We start from the raw sequence: 13520 nt of genomic DNA on the forward strand, positions 1-13520 counted from the left end.
TCGAAAGCTTGCGTTTTTTGCTAATTGTTTGCATTATTCGCTTATCCGAAACGTGCGTAAAGACGTAAAAATGCGAGGAATTGTGAAGCTGATGCTGGAATTTTGCGAAGGTTGCGAAGATGTCTAAGGTTTTCATGGGGGTACGTTTGCAGCGGCTGCGCGAGGAGCGCAAGCTGACCCAGGCCGCGCTGGCCAAGTTGCTGGACATCTCGCCCAGCTACCTGAACCAGATCGAACGGAACCAGCGGCCGCTGACCGTGTCTATCCTGTTGCGGGTGGGCGCGGTGCTGGGCGTGGATCCACAGATCTTCTCCGAGCACGACAGCGCCGGCCTGGTGGCCGATCTGCGCGATGCCTTCAGCGAGTTGCCGGATGCCGATACCTCATTGGCGGAACTGAAGACGCTGGTCGAGAACATGCCGGGCGTGGCGCGCGCCATCGTGCAGATGCAGAGCCGCTACCGCATGGTCGCAGGTCGCGCGGCGGCGCTGGAATCGCAATTCGACGATGGCAATCGAGGCATCAGCGTGGCGCCGCCTTCGGTGGATGAGGAGGTGCGCGATTACCTGAACCAGCGCCAGAACTATATCGATGAGCTGGACCAGGCCGCAGAGCTGGTCCCGGACGCCAGCGCGGCCGCCTTGCAGCGACGCTTGGCGGAGCGACACAGCGTGACGGTGCTGGCCGCGCATCAGTCCGGATTGCCAGCGGCGCGGCGTCGGTATGATCCAGATCAGAAAATACTTTGGCTGCCCGAATCGATCAGCGAGGGCCAGCGGGCGTTCCAGATGGCGGCCCAGTTGGGCTTGCTGGAACAGGCGGAGGCGATCGAGTCACTGCTGCGGGCAGCATCGTTTTCCAGCGACGCCACGCGCGATGGGGCGCGCCTGGCGCTGTCGAACTACTTTGCCGGGGCGGTACGGCTGCCCTACCGGCGCTTCCTGGCGGCGGCCGAGGCTTGCGGCTACGATATCGAGCTGCTGGCGGGACAGTTCGGCGTCAGCTTCGAGGCGGTTTGTCACCGGCTCAGCACGATGCAGCGGCCCGGATTTGCCGGCTTGCCGGTGTTTTTCGTGCGCGTGGACCGGGCCGGGAACATCTCCAAGCGACAGTCGGCGGCGGCGTTCCACTTTTCCCGCGCGGGCGGGACCTGTCCGCTGTGGGTGGTGTACGAGGCGTTCAGCCTGCCGGGCCAGGTGTTGCGGCAAGTTGCGCGCATGCCGGACGGCAGCACCCATCTGTGGATCGCGCGTCAGGTCAGCAGCGGCCCGGCCGGATTCATGGCGCCGGGCAAATCGTTCGCCATCGCGCTGGGATGCGACATCAGCCAGGCGCAGCGCATGGTGTACGCCAAAGGCCTGGACCTGGCCAATCCGGACGTCGCCACGCCCATCGGCAATGGTTGCAAAGTCTGCGAACGCAATGACTGCCCGCAACGAGCGTTTCCGTCCATTTTGCGTCAGAAACCCGCCTTAGGTTCCTCAGGAACTCAGCCCCGTCCTACAACCACACCGCTTGCGCACCTATAGCTGTACCGGGGCGCTCCAAGCATGATGAGCTTAGTCACCGCGTTATCCAACGCGGGACCTTACTCACCATCTGGAGACCAACATGAGCTACCTAGACCGCGATACCTACGGCATTTACAGTGATACCTCGGACGGCCCCGGCCCTCGGCTGATGGGCGCAGACACACTGATCGGTGAAGACGTCTACAACCTCCAGGACGAAGACCTGGGCGACATCAAGGAAATCATGCTCGACATGCGCCAGGGCCAGGTTGCCTATGCGGTGCTGTCGTTCGGCGGCTGGCTGGGCATGGGCGACAAACTGTTCGCCGTCCCCTGGCAGGCGTTGCAGCTGGATACCGCCAACAAGCGCTTCCTGCTGGACGTATCCAAGGAACACCTGAAGAACGCCCCCGGCTTCAACAAGGATAACTGGCCCGATATGGCCAGCGCCGAATTCAGCACCCAGATCCACAACTTCTACGGCACCCAGCAGAACGTCCCCGGCGCCCGCACCGCCAGCGGCAGCGTAATGGGCAGCGGCACCGGTAGCCTGCAAAGCGATCCGGGCGCCAGCGCCAGCCGCACCACCCCGGGCAGCAGCAGCGGCAACATGTAGTCACAACATGTAGCGGCTGGCCCACAGAACGCGCAGATTGGCTCGTCAAGGCATGCGATAGCAAGCGTGCCTGACGGGCATCTCTGGTCTAATTGTTGCATCGACAGCAAGCAGACCAACCATGCAAAAATCCTACGCCCTTCCCCTGATCGCGCTGGCGCTGTGCGCCGGCAACCCTTCCGCTTTCGCCTTCGAACCCCTGCCGCCCGAAACCATGGATGACGCCCGCGTCTTCAAGGTCGAGATATTGCAGGTCACCGATATCGAGCCTTACCAGCAGGCCTACACCGGCTTTCTCAAGTCGCTGCAAGACAGCGGCCTGGTTGAGGGCAAGAACCTGAGCATCAACCGCGTGGCCATCGACTTCGACGTCGAAAAAGGTGGCTTCTGGAACCGGCTGGGCGTGTTGCTGCGCATCCGCCAGGAGACCAGCCGCATCGTCACCACCAAGCCCGACCTGGTGCTGACCATCGGCACGCCGGCCACCAAGTATGCGCGCGGCATGCTGGTCGACGCCCATATCCCGCTGGTGTTCACGGCGGTGGCCAATCCCGAGGATGCCGGCTGTATTTCGCTGGTGGACGCCGGCGAAGGCGCCACCGGCTCCACCCTGTACACCGACATGTCGGACTCGCTGAAACTGGTCCGTGACGTGTTCCCCAATGCGCACCGGATCGGCATGGTGCATACCGACGATGAAAACGGTGTCGCCAACGTGGCGGCGGCAACCCGCGACGGCAAGCCGCTGGGCCTGGACGTGACCACGCGGCTGGTGAACAAATCCGACCCGATCGCGCCGACGCTGAAGGAACTGTACAACGGCGGTCGCGGCGTCGATATCTTCGCGGTGCCGCTGGACACTTACTACGGCCTGCACCGCTACGAGGCGGCGATCGACCTGGGCGATTTCGGCATCGAGAACAAGGTGCCGGTGGTGACGCTGGCGATGGTGCGCGTGCCTGGCGCGGCGCTGTACGTGGGCGCGGATTTCACCCAGGTCGGCCGGCTGGCCGGCAACCAGGCGGCCAGGATCCTGCAACGCCACACCAAGCCGGACGTCATGCCCATCCTGCGCCAGATGACGCCGACGGTGATGGTGGATCCGGCGCGCATGGCGGCGCTGAAGGTCACCCTGCCGGCCGCGATGGTGGCCCACAAGACCGAGACCAGCAGCGGCTTCTGGCAGATCGACATGAGCCAGTAGACGCACCAATATCGGGCATTTTCTCTGGCACGTTTCTTGATAGAAGAGAAATGTACTCATCAGGGAATGTTCGATATGGCTAAATTCTTCAACGAAATGACCGCCGACGGGCTGGCCCACCATGCCAGCGCCGAGGTACGTGAACACTACCGCGAGTTTTGCGGCTGGCTGCAGCGCCAGTCGGCCGAGACCATCGAGCGCAAGCGGGCCGAGGCCGACCTGACCTTCCGCCGGGTCGGCATCACCTTCGCCGTCTATGGCGACGATGCCGGCACCGAGCGGCTGATCCCGTTCGACACGATACCGCGCATTATCCCGGCGGGCGAATGGAAGCGGCTGCAGACCGGGCTGGTACAGCGGGTCCAGGCGCTGAACATGTTCATCCATGATATTTATCATGACCAGAACATCATCAAGGCCGGCATCATCCCCGCCGAGCAAATCTACAAGAACGCTCAATACCGGCCGGAGATGCAAGGCATCAAGGTGGTGTCCGACATCTATGCGCACATTGCCGGGGTCGACATCGTGCGCGCCGGCCAGGGCGAGTTTTACGTGCTGGAGGATAACCTGCGGGTGCCGTCCGGCGTCTCCTACATGCTGGAAGACCGCAAGATGATGATGCGGCTGTTCCCCGAGCTGTTCGCCCGCAACAAGATCGCGCCGGTCGACCACTATCCCGATTTGCTGCTGGATAACCTGCGCTCGGTGGCGCCGATGGGCATCAACGATCCGACCGTGGTCGTCATGACGCCGGGCATGTACAACTCGGCCTACTTCGAGCACGCCTTCCTGGCGCAGCAGATGGGCGTGGAGCTGGTCGAGGGCAAGGATTTGTTTGTCAGCGATAACACGGTGTTCATGCGCACCACGCGCGGCCCCAAGCGGGTGGACGTGATTTATCGCCGGCTGGACGACGATTTTCTCGATCCGCTGGCGTTCCGCCCGGATTCCTCGCTCGGCGTGCCGGGCCTGCTGTCGGTGTACCGCGCGGGGCGCGTCACGCTGGCCAACGCGATCGGCACCGGGGTGGCGGATGACAAGTCGATCTACCCCTTCGTTCCCGACATGATCAAGTTCTACCTGTCCGAGGAGCCGGTGCTGAACAATGTACCGACCTATCAGTGCAGGAAGAAGGAAGATCTTGCCTACACGCTGGCCAACCTGCCGGAGTTGGTGGTCAAGGAAGTGCACGGCGCCGGCGGCTACGGCATGCTGGTCGGACCGGCCTCGACCAGGCAGCAAATCGAGGACTTCCGGCGCCGCCTGATCGCCAAGCCGGACGGCTACATCGCCCAGCCGACGCTGGCCTTGTCGGCCTGCCCGACTTATGTGGAGAGTGGCATCGCGCCGCGCCACATCGATTTGCGTCCCTTCGTCCTGTCCGGCAAAACCATTTCGATGGTGCCGGGCGGCCTGACCCGCGTGGCCTTGCAGGAAGGCTCGCTGGTGGTGAACTCGTCGCAAGGCGGCGGCACCAAGGATACCTGGATTTTGGAACGCTAAGGAGAGCCCATGTTAAGCCGTACCGCCGATCACCTGTTCTGGATGGCGCGCTACACCGAGCGCGCTGAAAACACCGCCCGCATGCTCGATGTCAACGTGCAGACCTCGATGCTGCCGCAATCCGACGAAGAAAACGCCCACGGTTGGCGCGCCATGCTCGGCATCTCCGAGCTGCAGTCCGCCTTCGACCGCAAGTACGACGCGCTGGAGGCGCGCGCCGTCATCGATTTCATGGTGCGCGACCCGGACAACCCCTCCTCCATCGTCGCCTGCCTGACCGAAGCGCGCGAAAACGCCCGCGCCGTGCGCGGCACCTTGACCACGGAAGTATGGGAAATCCAGAACCAGACCTGGCTGGACATGCAGAAACGGCTGGACAGCGATCTGCTGGAAACCGATCCCAGCAAGTTCTTCGAATGGGTCAAGTTCCGCTCGCATTTGTCGCGCGGCGTCACAGTTGGCACCATGTTGCGCGACGAAGCCGTGCATTTCATCCGGCTTGGCACCTTCCTGGAGCGGGCCGACAACACCGCCCGCATCCTCGACGTCAAGTTCCACGGCGGCGGCGCGGAAAGCACCGGCGAGGCCATGACCCAGCGCGACTTCTATTACTGGGGCGCGCTGTTGCGCTCGGTGTCCGGCTTCGAGATCTACCGCAAGGTGTATCGCGACGTCATCACGCCGGCGCGCATCGCCGAGTTGCTGATGCTGCGCGGCGACATGCCGCGTTCCCTGCTGGCATGCATGGACGAGGTGGTTCAGAACCTGCGCGAGGTGCGCAACGACGTTTCCGCCGATACCGAACGGTTTGCCGGCCGGCTGCACGCCGAACTGCAATTCGGCAAAATCGACGACATCCTCGCGGCCGGACTGCACGACACCCTGACCGGCTTCCTGGCCGACATCAATCAACTGGGCAATCGCGTCAGCCGCGATTTCCTGGTGCCGCTGGCGGCTTGACACGAGGCACTCTATGCAACTGACGATACGTCACGAAACGCGCTACACCTACACCACGCCGCTGGCCTACACCATCCAGCAGCTGCACCTGACGCCGCGCGCCGAGGCGCAGCAGCACGTGCTGTCGTGGAACATCGCCATGCCGGGCCATGTGCACGCCTACACCGACGCCTACGGCAACCTGTCGCACATGATGACGATGAACGTGCCGCACCAGGGGTTGACCATCGTGGCCGGCGGCGTGATCGAGACCACCAGCCCGAAACAGGGCCGGATTCCCAACGGCGACAGCCTGTCGCCGCTGATCTATACCGTGTCGACGCGGTTGACCGAGCCCACACCCGGCATCCTGGAACTGGCGGCGTCCTGCTTGCCGGACGGCAAGGCACAGACCAAGGATCTGATCCGCCTGGCGGAGCACATCTTTGGTGCGGTCCGGTATCAAAGCGGTGCGACCGCCGTGACCACCACCGCCAGCGATGCGCTGGCGCTGGGCGAAGGCGTGTGCCAGGACCACGCCCACCTGTTCCTGGCCTGTTGCCATGCGCACGGCATACCGGCGCGCTACGTGTCCGGCTATATCGACCCGGAAACCAGCGACCACGCCGCCAGCCACGCCTGGGTGGACGCCTGGGCCGAGGACAAGGACTACACCGGCTGGGTCAGCATCGATGTGACCCACGCGCGGCTGATGACGGATGCCTATTGCCGCCTGGCCATCGGGCGCGACTACGATGCGGCGGCGCCGGTGCGCGGCGTACGGCGCGGCGGCGGCACCGAGTCGATGAGCGTGGATGTGCAGATCGTGCCCCAATAGGATTGGGCTGCAACTGCGGGGTGTACAATAATAATTATTCTAATCAATAACTTGTAACGATGACCTATTGTGTGGGCATGCGCCTGAATGCCGGGCTGGTGTTTCTATCCGACTCACGTACCAACGCTGGCGTGGACCAGGTCGGCACTTTCCGCAAGATGAGCGTGTTTGAGATTCCCGGCGAGCGCATGATGGTGATGATGACCGCTGGGAATCTGTCGATCTCGCAATCGATACGCCAGCTGTTGTCCGAACAGCAGAATGCAGACGGCCACAGCATCTGGACCGCCACCAGTATGCACGAGGCGGCCCGCCTGCTGGGCGACGCCGTACGCCAGGTGCACGAGCGCGACGCCAAGTCGCTGGCCGAGTTCGGCATTGAGTTCAACGTCAGCATCATTTTCGGCGGTCAGATCAAGAACGAACGCTGCCGTTTGTTCCAGATCTATTCGGCCGGCAATTTTATCGAGTCACACGACGAAAATACCTATTTCCAGATCGGCGAGGCCAAGTACGGCAAACCCATCATCGACCGCGTGGTCACCCCCGCCACCAGCCTGGACGACGCCGCCAAGTGCGCGCTGATCTCGATGGATTCGACCTTGCGCTCGAACGTTTCCGTCGGCCTGCCGCTGGATTTGCTGGTCTATGAGACGGACAAGCTGGCGGTCACCCATTTCGTCACCATCGACGAGCGCAACCAGTATTTCCAGATGATACGCAGCACCTGGGGCCATCAACTGAAGCGCGTATTCGAAGGCCTGGACCATCCGGTCTGGGACGCCGCGCCCGAGGCCACCAGCAATGTGCTGCACTCGGCACAGGCCGGCAGCCAGCCGGTGCGCGTGGCGCCGCCGGCCAACGTTGCGATGCCGCCGCTGTCGAGCGCGCCATTGCAGACGTTGACGCAACAGTTTCATGACGGGCAGCAGTAACGCCAGCCTTCAGGAAAGAGTATGATGCAAGGAGTTTTCACCTTACACGGAGCGATGCATGTCTGACGCCTTACCGCCGGTAGCCGAGGAACAAATCTTTTCGGTTGATACCTTGCTCAAGTACATGGGCAATGACGATAAAGCGCTGGCCGTAGTATCGAAGATCGTGCGCGACGCTTGCGCGCCGGGCATGGCGCCGATGCAGCAGACCGCCGTCGCTTTGCGCGAGGAACGTTACACCGACGCCGGGAAAATCCTGCACAGCCTGCGCGGATCGATAGGCACGCTGGGCGCCAAGCGCCTGGTGACCGCCTCGCTCAAACTGGAGCAGGCCATCGCCGGACGCCTGCTGGACCAGGTCCCGGCGCTCTTGCAGGAGCTGGAATCCGAGTATCAGCTGGTATTGCAGGCGGCCGACGGCTGGCTGCAAGGCAATGCGTCACAAAACGGCCAAACCGCCCAAGCCTGAAGTTACAGTTACACGCTGGTCTGCTACCACTTTCACCAGCGGTCACCCGGACCGCTGCGTTCATTCCACGCCTCATGATTGCCTGATCAGTTTATCGCTGTCTCAGAGTCAACTATTTACAACGCAACAAGCACTAAAGTCAAAAGAAACAGGCGTATTATTCAGTAATTGTGAATACCTATCCGTGCTGCAGTGCAACCAAGCGCATCCTTTTAGTGCTTTATTGCCCCTCTTAACGAATGGTTACAATTGTTACCCTGAATATCGCCTTGCGAACAGGAGGCTGAAAAGCTTCGTGATAATATCCGACCCGTACTGGGAAATCCAAGGCGGCTAGCAAGGCAGGATCTAGTGTGCGCCATGTTTGCCCGCGATTTTGTAGAATGGAAAGATAAGTCTATTGCGCTAGAGCATCTTGCGGAATTGATAATTTGTCTCAGTGCAAGTATAATGGTGCGTTGCGTCGAGACGGCTGGGCGACGCGTGCAGCATTGGAAGCGCCACAGCAGATGGTCTCGGGTTACAGCCTTGGACAACGCAGTAGTAGGCTTTTCTCTCGGACGGTGGTACTGCTTTAACCAAGGGTAACTAAAATATGGAATTATTCAACAAGTCTGGCGTGCTGGTATCGTCGGTGCTGGTGCTGGTTGGAGCGTTGATCGCTTGCCAGGCCCAGGAAGACGGGATCCCTTCGCCGACCGCGATTGAAGCGGCCGCCATGCAGTTGGGGCCGCAAGGCCAGCCGGCGGCCGAGCGCCGCTTGCAAGAGTGGGCCGAACAGGGTTCGCCAGTGGCCCAGCGTGAACTGGCGCTGCGGTATCTGGCCAACCCGGCCAAGCGCGGTGAAGCCCAGCAGTTGTTCGAGCGCGCCGCCAATGCCGGCGACGCCCAGGCTGCGGTAGGATTGGTCGGCATGTATCATGGCAATTCCGCAGGCGCCAGCAACACCACCATCACCGCCGGCCGCGTGATCAAAGAAGCCGCCAACGTGAACTATTTGCCGCGCTGAACGCCTTGTTCCCTGCGCCATAGAGCCGCAACACCCGACTGGTGCTGCGGCTTTTTTATTATGTTGTTGATCTATATTTTACAAAACATGAATGGGAGCGCTGTATGGATCGGTTGCGTGCACTGGAGGTGTTCGTCGAGGTAGTGCGCAGGGAAGGTTTTGCCCGTGCCGCGGACGCGCTCGATACATCACCGGCCAACGTCACCCGCTACATCAGCGACCTGGAGGCGCATCTGCAAACCCGGCTGCTGAACCGCAGTTCGCGCAAGATGTCGCTCACCGCCAGCGGCGAGGCGCTGTTCGAGCGGGCCAAGTCCATCCTGGACGACGTGGCCGAGGCGGAAGCCATCGTTTCCTCCGCCACCATGCAGCCGCAGGGTGTGCTGCGCATCAACGCCCCGCTCAGCTTCGGCGTGCTGCACCTGGCGCCGCTGTGGGCCAGGTTCATGCAGAAATATCCCGACGTGCAACTGGATGTGGCGCTGATCGACCGCGTGGTCGACATCGTCGAGGAAGGCTATGACATGGCGATCCGCATCTCGCGCGCCGGCTCGGCCTCCAACGTGGCGCGCAAACTGGCCACTTCGCACAATATCCTGTGCGCTTCCCCTGCCTACATCCAGCAACGCGGCATGCCCATGCAACCCGCCGAACTGCTGCAACACAGCTGCATCGGCTACAGCTACGCGGCCACGGCCGACGAGTGGCAGATACTGGACGCCAACGCGCAGCCGCATACGGTCAAAGTGCGCTGTGTCATGCACACCAATAACGGCGATACCGCGCGCGGCGCGGCGCTGGGCGGCCTGGGCGTGATCTGGCAACCCAGCTTCCTGGTTGGCGCCGACCTGCGCGCAGGCAGGCTGGTGCGGGTACTGCCCGACTACCACATGCCCGATATCGATGTGCTGGCGGTCTACCCCAGCCGCCGCCACCTGAGCGCCAAGGTGCGGGTGATGATCGACTTCCTGGTCGATGAATTTTCCGGTACGCCCCCATGGGACCGCGCTGACTGATTTTCGGCCATAAAAATCCCCGAGTCCATTTGATGCACCTCATATAGCCTGCCCGTCATGGCGCAGATACTTGTCTGTGCTGACTGCACAGGAGGGGATGCGACGATGGATCAACGCGAACAATACCGGGAGCAATTGCAAGCCTTCACGCGCCAGCACCGGGCGGGGCATTGGAGCGGCAGCTTCGCGCAATTCATGGAGCAGGTGCTGCCGATGGCGCCCTGCCAGTTCGTGCGCAGTTCGCATCAATACATCTGGGACATGCTGGGCTGGAGCGGCCAGCAAGATGAAAACGGCAAGTTGCGCTGCAAGCTGTTCGCCGACGAACTGTTCGGCATCGACGATGCGCTGGCGCGCGTGGCCGACTACTTCAAGGCCGCCGCGGCGGGTTCGGAAGTCGGCCGGCGCCTGCTGCTGTTGCTGGGGCCGCCGTCCGGCGGCAAATCCACCCTGGTCATACGGCTCAAGCGCGGCCTGGAGGAATACAGCTACACCGACGCCGGCGCCCTGTTTGGCATCGCCGGCTGCCCGGTGCACGAATCGCCGCTGCATCTGGTGCCGCACACCATGCGGCCGGGCTTCCGCGAGACCTATGGCGTCGACCTGAGCGGCGAGTTGTGCCCCCATTGCCGGATGCGGCTGGAGCACGAGCTGAGCGGCGACTTCCTGCGCATGCCGGTCGAGCGCATCTTCATCTCCGAGGCCGGCCGCAGCGGCGTCGGCACGTATGCGCCGCATGATCCCAATACGGCCGATATCGCCGACCTGGTCGGCTCGGTCGACCTGTCCAAGGTGGCCGAGTTTGGCGACGAGGGCGATCCGCGCGCCTGGTCGTGGTCGGGCGCCGTCTACGCCGCCAGCCGTGGCATGCTGGAGATGATAGAAATCCTCAAGGTCAAGCGCGAATTCCTGTAACTCGGCTGCAAGGAGTCGACCCGGATCTGGCAAGCCTCGCGCTCGAAGAAGGTGGCGGCGTCGGTCACCGGCACGCCGCCCAGCGCGCATTCCAGCAACTGCCGGACTGGAAACGCCCCATTGCGGCGGTCGCCGACCGACACCACGATCTCATCGGCCGCATAGCGCCGCGCCAGCGACAGCAGCGACAGGTCGGCCGGCAGCAGCAGCGAAGCCGGCACGCAGGACACTTCCCCGGCCACCGGCACAAAGCCCACCACCTTGAACGCATGGAAGCCGACACTGCTGGCGCCCAGCTCCAGGCACTCGCGCGCGGTGGCGCCGTCGCCGATGACGATCAGGCGCTGCTCCAGCATGCCCGACTGCGCCGAGGTGAACACAATCAGCCGCGCCAGCAGCACCGCCGCCCCGCCCAGCACGAACACCACGCTGCCGACGCGGCCGAACTGCGCGCCCGGCAGCATGTTCGACAGCAAAGTCATCAGGCCAAAGCCCAGCACGAACGACGGCAGGATGCGCAGCAAGGTACTCTTGATGTCTTCCCTGGCTTGATTGTGCTGGTACATGCCCAGCGTGCTCATGCTCAGCACCATGACCAGCGCGAACGCCAGCGCCGGCAGGTACAGCTGGTCGCCGCCGTGCCGTCCCTTGAGCCACAGCGGCGCGCTGGCCACGGCGGCCGTCAACAGCACCAGCAACTCCAGCAACAACAGCATGAAGGCTATTTTAGACACATAGTGGTGGAATATCCTGATCACGATCCGCTCCCCGACACCACACAGCGGTGTAACCACGATCATCGCCAACACTAGGCGCTTGCGCCTTGAGCCGCCACAATTGGCTGGTCGGTTCAGGACTAAAAAGTCCAAAAATCAGCCGAAAATGACGCGTTCATGACAAATGGTCTATAGTCATGGTTCTCTACCGCATCCAAACGTAATCATGAAATTTGATGTTGCAATTGTCGGCAGCGGATTGGCCGGCCTGTCGGTCGCCCTCCACCTGGCCGAAACGCGCACAGTCGCGATCATTTCCAAACGCGCGCTGAAGGATGGCGCCAGCAACTGGGCCCAGGGCGGCATTGCCGCCGTGCTCGATTCGGGCGACAGCCACACCCAGCACATCGACGACACCCTGATCGCCGGCGGCGGCCTGTGCGACGAAAGCGCCACGCGCTACATCGTCGAACACGGCCGCGAGGCGATCGAATGGCTGATCGAGCAAGGCGTGCCCTTCACCAAGGACGATTCGGCCGAACTGGGTTTCCACCTGACCCGCGAAGGCGGCCACAGCCAGCGCCGCATCATCCACGCGGCCGACGCCACCGGCCACGCGGTGCAGGTCACGCTGGAGGAAAAAGTCCGCGCCCATCCGAACATCACGCTGTTCGAGCACCATTGCGCGATCGACCTGATCACCTCGGACAAGCTGCATCCGCACAAGAAAGCCAACGCCCAGCCCAAGTGCTACGGCCTGTACGTGCAGGACGAGAAGACCGGCCAGGTGCTGACCTTCGCCGCCGAGCACACGGTGATGGCCACCGGCGGCGCCGGCAAGGTCTATCTGTACACCACCAATCCCGACACCGCCAGCGGCGACGGCATCGCCATGGCCTGGCGCGCCGGCTGCCGCGTGTCGAACATGGAATTCATCCAGTTCCATCCGACCTGCCTGTACCACCCGTACGCCAAATCCTTCCTGATCACCGAGGCGATCCGCGGCGAGGGCGGCCTGCTCAAGCTGCCGCCGGAAGCCGGCGCCGCCGCCGGCAGCCGCTTCATGCTGGCCCACGACGAGCGCGCCGAACTGGCGCCGCGCGACGTGGTCGCGCGCGCGATCGACTTCGAGATCAAGAAACGCGGCCTCGACTACGTGCACCTGGACATCAGCCACAAGCCGGCCGAGTTCCTGATCGAGCACTTCCCGACCATTTACGCGCGCTGCCTGGAACTGGGCATCGACATCACCAAACAGCCGATACCGATCGTGCCGGCCGCGCACTACACCTGCGGCGGCGTGGTCACCGACCTGCACGGCCGCACCGACCTGCCGGGCCTGTATGCGGTGGGCGAAACCGCCTGCACCGGCCTGCACGGCGCCAACCGGCTGGCCAGCAATTCGCTGCTGGAATGCGTGGTCATCGGCCGCGCCTGCGCCACCGACATCGCCGCCAAGGAAAAAGGCGAAGTGCCCTACCTGCCGGACTGGGACGAAAGCCGCGTCACCGACGCCGACGAGGAAGTGGTCATCTCCCACAATTGGGACGAGCTGCGCCGCTTCATGTGGAATTATGTCGGCATCGTGCGCACCACCAAGCGGCTGGAGCGCGCCCAGCACCGTATCGCGCTGCTGAAGGAAGAGATCGACGAGTACTATCAAAACTTCCGCATCACGCACGACTTGCTGGAGCTGCGCAACCTGGTCGACGTGGCCAACCTGATCGTCAACAGCGCCTTGCAGCGGCACGAAAGCCGCGGCCTGCACTTCAGCCGCGACTACCCGGAGACCTTGCCGAAAGCGCTGCCGAGCATCCTGACGCCGGCGCGCCGCAAATAAGGAGCG

13 protein-coding genes are annotated in these 13520 nt (G+C 62.8%); 12 read left to right on the forward strand and 1 reads right to left on the reverse strand.

The features are described from left to right. Positions 1-119 precede the first annotated feature (119 nt). The 11 genes from V6M89_RS06015 (at position 120) to V6M89_RS06065 (ending at position 10958) form a co-directional block, all read left to right on the forward strand. Positions 120-1529 carry a short-chain fatty acyl-CoA regulator family protein gene (locus V6M89_RS06015; protein WP_332852348.1) on the forward strand — a complete coding sequence of 470 codons (1410 nt, stop codon included), beginning with the start codon at positions 120-122 and terminating at the stop codon, positions 1527-1529. A gap of 82 nt (positions 1530-1611) precedes the next feature. After that, positions 1612-2127 carry a PRC-barrel domain-containing protein gene (locus V6M89_RS06020; RefSeq protein ID WP_332852349.1) on the forward strand — a complete coding sequence of 172 codons (516 nt, stop codon included), beginning with the start codon at positions 1612-1614 and terminating at the stop codon, positions 2125-2127. Positions 2128-2248: 121 nt separating this feature from the next. Beyond that, complete coding sequence (locus tag V6M89_RS06025) at positions 2249-3331, forward strand: ABC transporter substrate-binding protein (RefSeq protein ID WP_332852350.1); 1083 nt, start codon at positions 2249-2251, stop codon at positions 3329-3331. Between the two features lie 75 nt (positions 3332-3406). Further along, positions 3407-4837, forward strand: a complete 1431-nt coding sequence (locus V6M89_RS06030; protein WP_332852351.1) for a circularly permuted type 2 ATP-grasp protein — start codon at positions 3407-3409, stop codon at positions 4835-4837. A 9-nt stretch (positions 4838-4846) separates the two neighbouring features. Next, a complete protein-coding gene (locus V6M89_RS06035) occupies positions 4847-5797 on the forward strand; it encodes an alpha-E domain-containing protein (RefSeq protein ID WP_332852352.1) in 951 nt (316 codons plus the stop codon). A gap of 13 nt (positions 5798-5810) precedes the next feature. Further along, a complete protein-coding gene (locus V6M89_RS06040; protein ID WP_332852353.1) occupies positions 5811-6614 on the forward strand; it encodes a transglutaminase family protein in 804 nt (267 codons plus the stop codon). Positions 6615-6673: 59 nt separating this feature from the next. Next, on the forward strand, positions 6674-7549 hold the full coding sequence (locus tag V6M89_RS06045; protein WP_332852354.1) for a proteasome-type protease: 876 nt from the start codon (positions 6674-6676) through the stop codon (positions 7547-7549). A 58-nt stretch (positions 7550-7607) separates the two neighbouring features. Beyond that, a complete protein-coding gene (locus V6M89_RS06050) occupies positions 7608-8018 on the forward strand; it encodes an Hpt domain-containing protein (RefSeq protein ID WP_332852355.1) in 411 nt (136 codons plus the stop codon). A gap of 595 nt (positions 8019-8613) precedes the next feature. Beyond that, complete coding sequence (locus tag V6M89_RS06055) at positions 8614-9027, forward strand: hypothetical protein (protein WP_332852356.1); 414 nt, start codon at positions 8614-8616, stop codon at positions 9025-9027. 104 nt (positions 9028-9131) lie between these two features. Next, positions 9132-10043, forward strand: coding sequence for a LysR family transcriptional regulator (locus tag V6M89_RS06060; protein WP_332852357.1), 912 nt, complete (start codon positions 9132-9134; stop codon positions 10041-10043). Positions 10044-10148: 105 nt separating this feature from the next. After that, positions 10149-10958, forward strand: a complete 810-nt coding sequence (locus V6M89_RS06065) for a hypothetical protein (protein ID WP_332852358.1) — start codon at positions 10149-10151, stop codon at positions 10956-10958. On the opposite strand, the gene V6M89_RS06070 is transcribed toward V6M89_RS06065, so the two are convergent. Next, on the reverse strand, positions 10892-11716 hold the full coding sequence (locus tag V6M89_RS06070; RefSeq protein WP_332852359.1) for a hypothetical protein: 825 nt from the start codon (positions 11714-11716) through the stop codon (positions 10892-10894). The genes V6M89_RS06065 and V6M89_RS06070 overlap by 67 nt on opposite strands. Positions 11717-11900: 184 nt before the next feature. On the opposite strand from V6M89_RS06070, the gene nadB reads away from it, so the two are divergent. Next, positions 11901-13514, forward strand: coding sequence for an L-aspartate oxidase (nadB, locus tag V6M89_RS06075; protein WP_332852360.1), 1614 nt, complete (start codon positions 11901-11903; stop codon positions 13512-13514). The last annotated feature ends 6 nt before the right edge of the window (positions 13515-13520 follow it).

Source organism: Duganella sp. S19_KUP01_CR8 (assembly GCF_036688705.1).
Taxonomy (GTDB): Bacteria; Pseudomonadota; Gammaproteobacteria; order Burkholderiales; family Burkholderiaceae_D; genus Rugamonas.

Excerpts from the sequence above, each read along its gene's own strand:
- V6M89_RS06015 (WP_332852348.1), top strand. The coding sequence starts at position 120 with ATGTCTAAGGTTTTCATGGGGGTACGTTTGCAGCGGCTGCGCGAGGAG.
- V6M89_RS06020 (WP_332852349.1), top strand. The coding sequence starts at position 1,612 with ATGAGCTACCTAGACCGCGATACCTACGGCATTTACAGTGATACCTCG.
- V6M89_RS06025 (WP_332852350.1), top strand. The coding sequence starts at position 2,249 with ATGCAAAAATCCTACGCCCTTCCCCTGATCGCGCTGGCGCTGTGCGCC.
- V6M89_RS06030 (WP_332852351.1), top strand. The coding sequence starts at position 3,407 with ATGGCTAAATTCTTCAACGAAATGACCGCCGACGGGCTGGCCCACCAT.
- V6M89_RS06035 (WP_332852352.1), top strand. The coding sequence starts at position 4,847 with ATGTTAAGCCGTACCGCCGATCACCTGTTCTGGATGGCGCGCTACACC.
- V6M89_RS06040 (WP_332852353.1), top strand. The coding sequence starts at position 5,811 with ATGCAACTGACGATACGTCACGAAACGCGCTACACCTACACCACGCCG.
- V6M89_RS06045 (WP_332852354.1), top strand. The coding sequence starts at position 6,674 with ATGACCTATTGTGTGGGCATGCGCCTGAATGCCGGGCTGGTGTTTCTA.
- V6M89_RS06050 (WP_332852355.1), top strand. The coding sequence starts at position 7,608 with ATGTCTGACGCCTTACCGCCGGTAGCCGAGGAACAAATCTTTTCGGTT.
- V6M89_RS06055 (WP_332852356.1), top strand. The coding sequence starts at position 8,614 with ATGGAATTATTCAACAAGTCTGGCGTGCTGGTATCGTCGGTGCTGGTG.
- V6M89_RS06060 (WP_332852357.1), top strand. The coding sequence starts at position 9,132 with ATGGATCGGTTGCGTGCACTGGAGGTGTTCGTCGAGGTAGTGCGCAGG.
- V6M89_RS06065 (WP_332852358.1), top strand. The coding sequence starts at position 10,149 with ATGGATCAACGCGAACAATACCGGGAGCAATTGCAAGCCTTCACGCGC.
- nadB (WP_332852360.1), top strand. The coding sequence starts at position 11,901 with ATGAAATTTGATGTTGCAATTGTCGGCAGCGGATTGGCCGGCCTGTCG.